Origin of the sequence: Hyunsoonleella pacifica, from assembly GCF_004310335.1 — a bacterium.
Classification (GTDB): domain Bacteria; phylum Bacteroidota; class Bacteroidia; order Flavobacteriales; family Flavobacteriaceae; genus Jejuia; species Jejuia pacifica.
The window spans coordinates 644,330-655,674 of sequence record NZ_SIRS01000003.1 but is presented as its reverse complement, the minus strand read 5'-3'; the positions used below and the strand labels follow the sequence as shown (position 1 = coordinate 655,674).

The 11,345-nt window shown below is 31.9% G+C and carries 14 protein-coding genes; all 14 read right to left on the bottom strand.

Annotation, left to right across the window (positions count from 1 at the left end; all coding sequences use genetic code 11):
• Positions 1-16 precede the first annotated feature (16 nt).
• Positions 17-553: an ATP synthase F1 subunit delta gene (atpH, locus tag EYD46_RS09040; protein ID WP_130936745.1), complete on the bottom strand. Its 537-nt coding sequence runs from the start codon at positions 551-553 to the stop codon at positions 17-19.
• A 7-nt stretch (positions 554-560) separates the two neighbouring features.
• Positions 561-1,061, bottom strand: coding sequence for a F0F1 ATP synthase subunit B (locus EYD46_RS09035; protein WP_130936744.1), 501 nt, complete (start codon positions 1,059-1,061; stop codon positions 561-563).
• Between the two features lie 88 nt (positions 1,062-1,149).
• Entirely contained in the window at positions 1,150-1,344 is a 195-nt protein-coding gene (gene atpE / locus EYD46_RS09030) for an ATP synthase F0 subunit C (protein WP_042240059.1), read from the bottom strand.
• A gap of 33 nt (positions 1,345-1,377) precedes the next feature.
• Positions 1,378-2,505, bottom strand: coding sequence for a F0F1 ATP synthase subunit A (atpB, locus tag EYD46_RS09025; RefSeq protein ID WP_130936743.1), 1,128 nt, complete (start codon positions 2,503-2,505; stop codon positions 1,378-1,380).
• Between the two features lie 74 nt (positions 2,506-2,579).
• A complete protein-coding gene (locus EYD46_RS18135) occupies positions 2,580-2,933 on the bottom strand; it encodes a DUF6168 family protein (RefSeq protein WP_394365772.1) in 354 nt (117 codons plus the stop codon).
• Positions 2,934-2,976: 43 nt separating this feature from the next.
• Complete coding sequence (locus EYD46_RS09020) at positions 2,977-3,219, bottom strand: AtpZ/AtpI family protein (protein ID WP_262708428.1); 243 nt, start codon at positions 3,217-3,219, stop codon at positions 2,977-2,979.
• On the bottom strand, positions 3,176-3,598 hold the full coding sequence (locus EYD46_RS09015) for a bactofilin family protein (RefSeq protein WP_130936741.1): 423 nt from the start codon (positions 3,596-3,598) through the stop codon (positions 3,176-3,178). The genes EYD46_RS09020 and EYD46_RS09015 overlap by 44 nt, the downstream gene beginning before the upstream one ends.
• A 12-nt stretch (positions 3,599-3,610) precedes the next feature.
• Positions 3,611-6,172, bottom strand: a complete 2,562-nt coding sequence (gene porW, locus EYD46_RS09010) for a type IX secretion system periplasmic lipoprotein PorW/SprE (RefSeq protein ID WP_130936740.1) — start codon at positions 6,170-6,172, stop codon at positions 3,611-3,613.
• 328 nt (positions 6,173-6,500) lie between these two features.
• On the bottom strand, positions 6,501-7,517 hold the full coding sequence (locus EYD46_RS09005; RefSeq protein WP_130936739.1) for an NAD-dependent epimerase/dehydratase family protein: 1,017 nt from the start codon (positions 7,515-7,517) through the stop codon (positions 6,501-6,503).
• A 59-nt stretch (positions 7,518-7,576) separates the two neighbouring features.
• Positions 7,577-8,146 carry a Crp/Fnr family transcriptional regulator gene (locus EYD46_RS09000; protein ID WP_130936738.1) on the bottom strand — a complete coding sequence of 190 codons (570 nt, stop codon included), beginning with the start codon at positions 8,144-8,146 and terminating at the stop codon, positions 7,577-7,579.
• Positions 8,147-8,178: 32 nt separating this feature from the next.
• Complete coding sequence (locus tag EYD46_RS08995; protein ID WP_130936737.1) at positions 8,179-8,874, bottom strand: ABC transporter ATP-binding protein; 696 nt, start codon at positions 8,872-8,874, stop codon at positions 8,179-8,181.
• A gap of 9 nt (positions 8,875-8,883) precedes the next feature.
• Positions 8,884-10,362, bottom strand: coding sequence for a DUF5687 family protein (locus EYD46_RS08990; protein ID WP_130936736.1), 1,479 nt, complete (start codon positions 10,360-10,362; stop codon positions 8,884-8,886).
• A gap of 12 nt (positions 10,363-10,374) precedes the next feature.
• Positions 10,375-10,776, bottom strand: a complete 402-nt coding sequence (locus EYD46_RS08985) for a DUF2059 domain-containing protein (protein ID WP_130936735.1) — start codon at positions 10,774-10,776, stop codon at positions 10,375-10,377.
• Positions 10,777-10,927: 151 nt separating this feature from the next.
• Positions 10,928-11,263, bottom strand: coding sequence for a PadR family transcriptional regulator (locus EYD46_RS08980; protein ID WP_130936734.1), 336 nt, complete (start codon positions 11,261-11,263; stop codon positions 10,928-10,930).
• Positions 11,264-11,345 lie beyond the last annotated feature (82 nt).

Sequence of the window (11,345 nt, the reverse complement as noted above, 5' to 3'; positions counted from 1 at the left end):
CCACTCTAACCATTTATTAATTTAATGTAAATTCTCTTTTTAACTTATTTAATTTGTTTGAGATACTAGCATCAAACTGCTTATCTCCAACACGTAAGATGAAACCCCCTAAAATGCTTTCATCTACTATACTTTCTAACTGTACCTCTTTACTTGTTAACGCTTTAACTTTAGCTAAAACTTTTTTCTCTAAGTCTTTTGTTAGCGCTACAGCTGTAGTAACTGTTGCAATTTGTTTTCCATTTTGCTCATCAAACAAAATGGTGTATTGTTGTGCAACCTCGTTTAATATATCTATTCGCTTATTAGCTATTAAAACATCAAACAACCCGTTACTAATTGTATTTAATTTTGGAAAAATAGCTAACAATGCTCCTTTTTTGGCTTCTGATTTTACAACAGAATTACCAAGCATATCTGCCAAATCTTTATTTTGTGCAATTGTATCAGCAATAAGAATCATATCGTTATTAACCTTATCTGCTTTTTTCTCAGAAAGGGCCAAACTTAAAACTGCTTTTGCGTAACGTATTGCTGCTCTTGTTCCTGCCATAATACTTTTAGTTTAAAGTTGCACCATCTAATAAAGATGTTACTAACTTTTCTTGCTTATCCTTATTAGAAAGCTCGTCTTTCACAACTTTTTCTGCAATTTCAATAGATAAGTTAGCAACTTGAGATTTTAAATCAGCAATAGCCGCTTTCTTTTCTGTTTCAATACTAGCTTGGGCTTGAGCAATTAATTTACCTGCTTCTTCTTGTGCTTCAATTTTAGCATCCTCAATCATCTTGTTCTTCATTTCGCGAGCTTCTTTTAACATAGCTTCACGTTCTGCTCTAGCTTCTTTTAAAAGCTTTTGATTATCTGCCTGAAGATTTTCCATCTCTGCTTTTGCATTTTCAGCAGCATCTAAAGCATTTTGAATACCTTCTTCTCTTTCATTCAAAGAATTTAAAATAGGTTTCCAAGCAAATTTCACCATTAAAAAGATAAGCCCTAACAATAATATTGTTTGAACTACAAATAACCCAGGTGAAAAGTCGTTTAATAATGTTTCCATTCTATTATATTTATGTCTTGTTTAATTTCAAAACACGCCCTGCAACCAACCGTTGCAGGAACGTGTTTTTAAGTTTTAATTTGGCTTCTTATTTTCCTAAGAATAAAGCACCAAATGCTAAACCTTCTAAAAGTGCAGCAATAATAATCATTGCTGTTTGGATTTTACCAGTAGCTTCTGGTTGACGCGCAATACCTTCCATTGCACTTCCACCGATTTTACCTAAACCAATACCAGCTCCGATTACAATTAAACCAGCACCTACTAAATTTGGAATTGTCATAACAATCAATTTAAATTAAACAAACTCTTTATATTAATGATGATCATGTTCTGCAACAGCCATACCAATAAATAATGCAGAAAGCATAGTAAAGATATAAGCTTGTAAGAACGCCACCAATACTTCAATTAATGTGATAAAAAATGATAATACTAAACCTAATGGGATAGAACCTGCTAATCCCATACTTTCTTTAAACTTATATATTATTGCAATTAAACTCATTACTACAATATGTCCAGCATTAATATTAGCGAACAAACGTACAAGTAAAGAGAAAGGTTTTATTAAAAAGTGACCTGCCAACTCTATAATAGCTAAAACAGGTTTTACGAAAACAGGAACACCAGGCATCCATAATGTATGTCCCCAATATTCTTTGTTTGCTTTTGTTGTGTATATTACTAGTGTAAAGATTGCTAAGCATGCTGTAATTGCTATCTGCCCAGTGATATTAAATCCAAAAGACATCAACCCTGCTAGATTTGCTATCCAAATAAAGAAAAACACCGTTAACAAATATCCTGTAAACTGTCGGTATTTAGCATCTCCAATATTTGGTTTTGCTATTTCATCTCTAACATATATTACAAGTGGCTCTAGAATACGTCCAAATCCAGTTGGTATTTGTTTCTTTTTATATTGTCTTGCCAAAGAAGAGAACCACCAAAACATTAACAAACCTATCAGCAAAACACCTACTACACTTTTAGTAATTGAAAAATCTACAACTTTATGAGCATTAGTAGCATGATGCGTTTCATCAAAATTAACTACAGAAGCTCCTGCCTCTAATTCATATATTTTAGAATGAATTTTAGCAAATTTTTGCCCTCCTTTTTCAACTAGAACATGACCATCGTCATTATGATGAAATTCTGAGGACATGAACGTTACTAAGCCCTCACTAGTCCATAAAATTATCGGCAATGGAAAACCTACATGATGGCGTTGATTAGCATCATCTGTATATGACCATAATGTAAAATCGTGAGAATCTTTTGTGTGATGAATAATATACTCATCAATCTCTTGTTCTGTGTCTATTTCGCTACCTTCACTTGAGTGTTTTTTCTCGTGATGCTGAGCAAAAACTACTGCTCCAAAGAATAACGTAAAAAGTAATACTAAAAATTTAAAACTTTGTTTGGCTGCCTTCATTGTAAAAATCAAAAAAATGCATTTTTAAATTCCGTGCAAAAGTACGATAATAAATGAAATAACAATTATTTTTTTCAACTAATTGAGTTCGGTCTTTCAACCCCTAAAAGTCTGGCTACAAAATAGAGCTCTAAGACTAAAAAAATGAATAGTGGAATAAGCAAATTTAAACTCTCAATTTTAGAAAGATTAGGTAATTGTAATATAGATTCATTAAATATTATGGCAAATAACCCAACTTTTATAGCAAGAGTAAACAGATAAATAAAGCCTAATTGAAAAGATATTTTTTTAAAAGATGAAAGCACTTTAAAAACAATACACAACCCAAAGGAGAATATTGCAAAAAACATATAGGGCTGTAACAGATTAAAACGAAATTCTATGACATTGGTCTCTATACAATAGGAATGTGTGCAATAGGACATCAGAAACAATAGTATAAACGAAAGTAAATACACTAAAAAAGATTTAATCATCTTTATTGTCTTTGGAAAGTTTTAATACTTGAGAAATAACTAAATATATAGCAACAAAAATTGAAAAAAGTGTAATTATTGATTCCCAAAATGTAGTGGCATATTTACCATCTAACCATTTACCTAATACATTACCTAAATAAATAGTTGCACCCATTTGAAATGCAGTAGACGTAAATCTTAAGTAAGGATTAAGCTGTTTTCTCGGTTTCTGATTTTTGTCTTGTTGGCTCACCGTTTGTCATAGGTTTTACAGTACCTTTCATAGCACATGTCACATTAAACGTAGCACCTGGCTCTACTGCTAACTTTCCAACTACAACTTCACCTTCAATAAATGCTGATGATTTTAATGTTAACGTCCCAGACAAGGATAGTTTTCCAGAAAATTTTCCTTCAAAGTAAGCATCAGTACCTTGTATAGTACCTTTTATAATACCATCTTTACCAACTACTAGTTTACCAGAAGTTTTAATACTTCCTTCAATGGCACCATCAATTCTAAAATCACCTTCACTATTAAAGTCTCCAATAATTTTGGTGCCTTGGGCTATAATATTTTGGCTTGATTGGTTTCCCATGGTTAGTTTATCCTTTTTGTTTTCTGAAAACATAACATCTTGGTTTTATTGGTTATTCAAGTTTAAGTAGGTTTCCAAATTTTTATGTATTTGGAGTATTTGATAATTTGCAGATGATACTGCAAAATAAGGTTCTTTTATTTTCTTCACATCTTTATCTAATAGTATCTGGTTAAAAGTTCGAGCAACCTGCCCATTTTTTAAGCCATGTACCACTACAAAGGTAGTATTTGTATCGTAAACGTCAACCGAACTCTTTAATTTGTAGTATCTTACGTTTTCCAGAACCTCGTCTAAAGTAGCTTTAAAACTTTCTATCCTATCTGTTTTAGTTCTGTTAAATTTAAATACCACTTTAAAATTATCCGAAATACTATCATTAGTAAATTCTTTACCCTTTAACTTAGGTAGTATTTCGTTAGCCATTCGCTGTGCTTGTTGTCCTTCTGGTGTATTAGCATAAGTAACAGCTATATAATTAATAGCTTTCTTATAAGCAGTAAAACCTAATAATCTTCCAGAAGCTGTAGCTTTCAATAATTCAAATTTTGGTACAATTGGCTCGCCATCAAAAGCTTTAATATATTCCTCACTTTTTTCAATTACTGATTCATAATCTTGTACCACATGCGCATCGTATAGTTTTTCATAAAGCACTATTGGGCTATTTTCATCCTTTAATGCAACCGATTCCGGATTCGTTAAGATAGCCGCATACCTACTATCTGGGTAATTAGAAACAATCTCATTTTTAGCAATAGTAGCTTCATCATTTTCTCCTAATAATTCATAAATCTTATACAGATTATATTTTGAAGGTAGTATTAAACGTTCTTCTGGATTGCTATTTAACAACTCTTGAAATTTATCTTTAGCTAAATTAAACTCTTTAAACTTTTCTTTATAAATCAATCCTAATTGATAGTAAGCATAATTACGTTCTTTTGAAATGCTATCAACAACTTTTTCTTCTGAAGGTATTTTAGAAATATAAAATTGCGGATCAAAACGTTCTTCCTCTGAAGCACTTGCTGAGACATCAGTTATTGTCCCTGAGTTACCTCCAGAAGATAATGCCTTATTAGACCATCGCCAATTATCTTCTAACGGTCTGTCTCCCCAAACCTTTATAAATTCATTTTTTCCAAAAGCAACTGTAGTAGGGTTATAAAAATAAAACACATTACCTTGCCCTGGAACTCCTAAGGGTCTACTACCAGTATTACTAATACCTGTTTGTGTATTAACAGTTGCCAAACCATTATTACGTTGTAAAGCTTCTTCCTTTTTTGCCTCTTCTTCGGCCTTCTCTTTTAATTCAGTCACATAAGTTTCAAAATAGGCTATTCTTTCTGCGTCGGGTAGATTTACTAAATGTAAAATGCTATCATTAACTTTCGCAATCCCTTCATAGTAAATAACATCTTCTAGGTTATCACGTTTACGTTTTATAGTACGATACGGTTTAGAATTTAACTTCAGGTTTGCTAAAGTACTATCATAATACGCACCAGCATCAGCATACAATCGCTTATCAAAAGTCATATCTCCTAAAATTTCATAATTTCTAGCTTTCAACTTTTGGTCTCTAGTACTGGTTCTTAAAGATTTGTTGAAGTAGCGAGACGCTAATTCTACCGAACCATTTTTTAAATGATGTGAACCAATAACATGATAAATCTTATCTAAAAATGGGCGATTTTCTCTATTGGTTTCCAACTCCTCCAATAATTCTGCTAGAGCTAATTTATCTCCATTCTCGTAATCAAAGTTTTTAATTTTTTCTAGATGCGCACTAATCATGTAAATACGAGGTGTCTTTCTATTCAATTCTATTACCTCATCAAAAACAATATTTGCACTGTCCTTATAACCTAAGTTATTGTAGAGTTGCCCTTGTATAAATCTGTAACGTCCACGTTCATCATTACTTTTTGTAGCATTAGCTGCAATATTAAGTTGTGTTACGGCACTATCTATGGACTTTGTATTAATGTAAGCTTGAGCCAACATAGATGTCGCATCTGCCAAATCCTGACCTTCCAAATCTTCCTGCTCTAAAAGGCGCTTTAAATTTTTAATAGCCAACTCATCATTGTCTAACCTAATATTAGTTTTTTCTCTCCATACTTTAGCCTGATTAATTTTATCACTCGCAGGGTATTTGTATAATATGTAATTAAAGGCTTCAAGAGCTGGCACAAAACGCTGATCGAAATATCTTGCCTTCCCTAAAAGCAAATAAGCTTCATCCATTTGTGGATTGTACTCTTTACCATCAATATTCATACTATGCTTTTGTATGGCTTTAGCTGCTTTTTCCTCAGCTCGGGTAAAATTGTCGTTTTTAGACTGTCCTGGTAAAATAACATCCTCATCAATCTGCATACGCTCAATAGGCAAAATTGACCAGTAATCATCCTCGTAGCTATCATTTAAAGACGTTCTTCCTTGCTCCAAAGCATTATAACCATTGTACAATGCATTAAATTCTGCAGTAACCGCATGAATATTTCTGCTTAAAAACTTATTTTTTTTACGAGAACAGCTCGTTATAGCAATAATGCTTATAACTAAAATTACCGTAGGTTTAAAGAGTGTTTTCAATACCGTTTGGTTTGGTGTAATAAATAACTACAAACTCTTACATATAGTATGCAAGTGGGTAAAAATAAACATCTTTTTTGATTAAGCTGTAATATGAAAGGAATTTTGAAGGTGTTTTGGGTGTTGCCCTAAAGGGTCATGCCTACCGGCAGTCAGGCTTTCGACAGTCGCTCCCTCCTACGTCGAGGAGCTTCAATCACGCCATGGCGTGACCTCAATCCCTAACGCAACTTATCCACAAACCAAAAGGCAAAACCAGACTTTACTACTATTTTAAGCTAATTTTGCAAAAGTTTCTAGCTTCTAGAAATAAGTATACAAGTATATTTTATTTTAACACATGTTCTGCTTGCCACTCATAGTTTAAATATGTTAAAGCATCTTTTAATGCTTGTTTTGAAGGTTTTGGGTTAAAATCCAATTCTTTTCTAGATTCATCAATATCATAATCTTGATGTAAACCATAAAACATATCTAGATAATGGCGTTGTAGAAGAGGCGCTTTACCAGTAATTTTACTAACAAACTCCAATACTCCAGCAATGGTATATAACACCCATTTTGGTGCACTTTTAGGTGTTTTTAATTTTAATTCAGGAAATAATTTTGATGCTATTACAACGGTATCTTTTAAAGATGTATGTTTTTCGTTAGCAAGAATATAACGTTTACCATTTTTACCCTTTAACATTGCATTATAAGCACCATAAGCCACATCATTAACATCTATCCAATTTAAAGTAACTCCTGTATCTAATGGAATTTCTCCATTTAGAACTTGCAATACAAGCTTATTAGAATAACTCAACTTATGAGCTGTAGCACCAATCATGGCTGAGGGTAAAATTAAAACCGTTCTTATCCCGTATTTTTCACCCAACTCTAAAGCTAGTTTATCAGAATCGTTTTTAGAGTTATAGTACCAATTTCTTCTATCTGTATTATATCCATTATTTACATTAGCAGGTAATTTTGTAAAGTCTAAACTAGCAACCGAGCTTACATAAACAATATTTCTTATACCACATTCTTTGGCAATATCAAATACATATTGTGTTCCTTTTATATTGTTATCATAAATCTCCGTTTTAGGATCTTTAGCCCACATGTTAAAGTTTGCTGCTACTGCGTATAAATTAGTAACACCTTTAAACGCTTTTCTTAACGCCGTTTTATCTGTAATATCTGCTTGTACTATTTCGCAATTTAAGCCTTCAAAAGGCAAACGGTTATTAATATCTCTTACTGTAGTTCTTACCTTATGGTTTTGAGATACTAACAATCTAACTAAATTATTTCCTAAATGACCATTACCGCCTGTTACTAAGGATATTTCTTTGCTCATATTTTAATTTTTGATTGAGCAAATTTCAAAACCTTTTAGAACCTTAGAAATAACATTTGTTAGAAAGTGATTTGTTTTCGTATACGGCTTAACGATTGAGGTTCCATCCCTAAAAAAGAAGCAATATTATCTATGGATACTGTAAGAGCTAATCTAGGATGATGTTTTAAAAACTTTAAATACCTTTCTTTTGCAGTAAGCGTTTGAAAATCTTTCACTCGCTCTTGCTTACAGCTTAAATGATTTTTAGTAACTTCTTTAACAAGAATATCCCAAAATTTAGTCTCTCTTTGTAAAGTATCAAAACCAGACTTTGAAATCTTAATAACTTTACAATCTGTTATGGTTTCAAAGTAGTCTAGTGTAGGAGTTTCGTTCATAAAACTATCCAATGAAGTAAAAAAATCATGTTCAGCTACAAGATGTTGTATTACAATTTTCCCATCTATATTTTGATAGCCTTTTACAACACCTTCATCTAAAAAATAGATATAACGCTCTACATCTCCCGCCTTTAAAAAATGAGTGTTAGCTGGAATATTTTGAATAACAAAATACTTTTTAAACAAGTGAATATCTGCTTCTGTAATAGAAATTATTGTCTGTACGTAATTAAATAAGTTTTGCATTAGTAAATTTAAAACACTTCAAAATTAAAAAACTAATTTGCAAAATGCACTTCCAGCTCTTTTAACGTTTCTGTATTGGTAACCAAATCCTTTACAACTTCTCCTTTTTCCAATACCACAATACGCTCGCAAACGTCTGTAACGTGTAATAAATCATGACTAGAAATTAAAACAGTAACTCCTTTTGTCTCTGCTAAATCCTTTACAATACCCTTTAATCTAATTTGTGTGGTCGGGTCTAAATTTGCAAAAGGTTCGTCTAAAATTACCACCTCAGGATTACCAATTAAAGCCGCTACAATACCTGCTTTTTTCTGGTTACCCTTACTTAAATCACGTAAATATTTCTTCTTTCCTAGAATCTCTCCATGGAAAAAATCCTCAAACTGTGCTACAAAAGCATCAACAGTAGCCTTATTTTGTCCACGTAATTCCCCAACAAAATAAAAATACTCTTCTGGAGTTAAGTAACCAATTAAAAAGCTTTCATCTATAAAAGCTGATGTAAAAGGTTTCCAATCTTCACTCTTATTTACTTGAATATTGTTGGAAGTAATCTGCCCTGTTGTAGGTTGAATTAAATCTAGCAATAAGCTAAAATATGTGGTTTTTCCAGCACCATTATTGCCTACCAAACCAAAACTTTGACCTTTTGGGATATCTAAGCTTTCAATATGTAATACTTGATTCCCACTATATTTCTTAGATAAATTAGATGTTGTAATCATAGTTTTATTTTAATTTTCTTGATCGAAAGCATCAATCATTTTATATTTTGATTCTAAATATTTGTCTGTAATAAAACGCATTAGTTTTTGATGAAACACGATGCCCAAAACTCCTATTACAATTAGTACTATACATGCAATTTCAAAACTGACTAACCAATTAAGAATAGCAAAAAGTAGCATTGGAAATAGTAGTAAAGGAATACCAATTAGCCATTGCACTGCACCTGTACCTTGGTAATTAAATGCTGCTTTTTGACTTAAATCAATTCTTTTTCGGTTATAGGAACCTCCCCATAAAATAACATGTGTATTCACGCCTATGTTATAAATTGCTGCCGCAAAATGAGCAAACAATATCTTCCAACCAAAATACACGTATGGAATACCTAAAACAAATAATACCAACACACTAAGTGCCATTAAAGTAAACTTAGATTTTAAATACTGCTCGTACTTAATATTTTGGCTCATCAATAATTTATAATAGCTACTGTCCCAGGCTGGCACAAACTGTCCAAAGTTTATTAAAAAGATACCTGTAGAAAAGATGCCTATAAAAATGAAGAAAAAAGTTTGATTTTGATAGGTAGGTTGAGGATAGAAAAACAGACCATATAATAGCCCAAGTGCCAACATCCAAACCGAAGATTTCGTTCGTTTGTTACGCCAAATTAATCGTAAATCTAATTGCATGAATGGTGCTATATCTCCAAAATTTTTGGTCCAATCTAAATTTGATGTATTTACTTCTTTTACCTCGGTTTTTAAACCACTATCTAAAAAGAGTTTTTTGTGTAGTAAATTAAAGTTGATAGCATAGCTAACACCCAGTATTGCTATTAGTGTAACTAATAAGTAAGGCGAATTATAAATTGCGTTATAGAAACTGCCTATTAAACTTTTAAATGATACAACATCAAAATAATCTAAGGCGAAAAGCCCTCCGGTAAAAAGGATAATAGGTACAAACGAAAGCTCAGTTTCGGCCGATAAACTTTCGATAATGAAATTGATAAAATTAATTATCAAGGTTGTTAAGATTAAACCAAACAGCCAACTAACTACTGAACCCACTGGATAATCATTAATCAATAACATAATACCAAAAGGCACTATAGCAAATAGCGGTAAAAAATTAAAAAAGGACAAAGCAGATTTGCCAAGAACAAAATTAACTATTTGATTTCTACCGATAGGCAGTGTTAATAATGGCTTTACACTCATTACGGGTAACTTTTGAAAGAAAAACCGAAACAGTAAATCGCCTAGAATCCAGAAAAACAAAAAACTATTTACAATTTTTAATGGGTCTTTTTCAGGATATAAGTCTTCAAGTAATGGATACAAGCCTAAGCCTGTTCCTAAAAACATCAAAACCATCCACAAGCCCATAAAACCCATAAAAATCTTTATCCCTAGGCTTTTACCAAAGCTTGCAGACCTAAAAAACGCCTTCCATTCTAAATTTAAGAAATGCTTAATCATATAGAAATGCGTTTAATTATACTTTTGCGCAATGCCTTGTACTTTCATACCCCAAGACTGCCCCATCATCATTCCCTTTTGTGCCAATGCTACTTGTTTAGTAGCCAATTTTTTTCCAATAGCTGTATTATAAAATTTTACTAATTCTTTTACTTCTTCTTGAGTAAACTCTGTCATGTAAAGGGTAGCCATCTCATCATAAAGAGCATCCAAAGTAGCCTCAGCTTCCTTTTTATAAGCTGCTTTGTTATCTTGAGACACCATAGCGCCTATTTGATCTATTGCATCATCAAAAGCTTTAGTAGCTCCTGTAAGCTTGATAAACTCTATAGTTTCAGATTTAAATTCTGAATCCTCTTGAGCGTTAATAGTAAAAGCAAATAGTAAAACGAATGCAAGTAAAAGATGTTTCATGTGTGAATTTTTATGGTTAATGTGAATTTTTGATATAGGTATAAAAATAGCTAGAAATGTTACAACTTTTTTAGGTTAAGTATAATTTAAAGCTATAAGAGAATCGATTTTTATTTCTTGTGTAAGCAATCATATTAACCTAAATATAGCATTATAATCTATATTTAGGATTTACTAAAGCACGCATTGTTTGAATATACTCCTCTAGTTCAGCCAATTTATTCACAGTTTCCTGAGTACCTAATTCCGTTAACTTGTAATACTTTCTCATACGGTTATTTACTCTAGCAAACTCCACATCCAATAATCCTTTGGCTTCTAGCTTGTGCAATGAAGGGTATAAAGCTCCTTCAGTAATATTCAATTTACCATTGGTAATTTCTTTAACCTTTTTTGTAATCTCGTACCCATACATTTTGTCATTTTCATTTAAAAGTTTCAAAATGATGGTTGTTAAGCTTCCCTTATATAAATTGGCACTTTTCATAGGGTTTAAATATACATAATTTTATTATGCATATAAATCTTATGTATTATTTTTTCGACAAAAAACACCGATAAAACGTTAA

What these genes read in the sequence shown, in the direction of transcription:
- EYD46_RS08990 (WP_130936736.1), bottom strand. Translation starts at nt 10,362, where the DNA reads ATGATTAAGCATTTCTTAAATTTAGAATGGAAGGCGTTTTTTAGGTCT.
- EYD46_RS09015 (WP_130936741.1), bottom strand. Translation starts at nt 3,598, where the DNA reads ATGTTTTCAGAAAACAAAAAGGATAAACTAACCATGGGAAACCAATCA.
- atpH (WP_130936745.1), bottom strand. Translation starts at nt 553, where the DNA reads ATGGCAGGAACAAGAGCAGCAATACGTTACGCAAAAGCAGTTTTAAGT.
- EYD46_RS08995 (WP_130936737.1), bottom strand. Translation starts at nt 8,874, where the DNA reads ATGATTACAACATCTAATTTATCTAAGAAATATAGTGGGAATCAAGTA.
- atpB (WP_130936743.1), bottom strand. Translation starts at nt 2,505, where the DNA reads ATGAAGGCAGCCAAACAAAGTTTTAAATTTTTAGTATTACTTTTTACG.
- EYD46_RS09005 (WP_130936739.1), bottom strand. Translation starts at nt 7,517, where the DNA reads ATGAGCAAAGAAATATCCTTAGTAACAGGCGGTAATGGTCATTTAGGA.
- EYD46_RS08985 (WP_130936735.1), bottom strand. Translation starts at nt 10,776, where the DNA reads ATGAAACATCTTTTACTTGCATTCGTTTTACTATTTGCTTTTACTATT.
- EYD46_RS18135 (WP_394365772.1), bottom strand. Translation starts at nt 2,933, where the DNA reads ATGTCCTATTGCACACATTCCTATTGTATAGAGACCAATGTCATAGAA.
- atpE (WP_042240059.1), bottom strand. Translation starts at nt 1,344, where the DNA reads ATGACAATTCCAAATTTAGTAGGTGCTGGTTTAATTGTAATCGGAGCT.
- EYD46_RS08980 (WP_130936734.1), bottom strand. Translation starts at nt 11,263, where the DNA reads ATGAAAAGTGCCAATTTATATAAGGGAAGCTTAACAACCATCATTTTG.
- EYD46_RS09000 (WP_130936738.1), bottom strand. Translation starts at nt 8,146, where the DNA reads ATGCAAAACTTATTTAATTACGTACAGACAATAATTTCTATTACAGAA.
- EYD46_RS09035 (WP_130936744.1), bottom strand. Translation starts at nt 1,061, where the DNA reads ATGGAAACATTATTAAACGACTTTTCACCTGGGTTATTTGTAGTTCAA.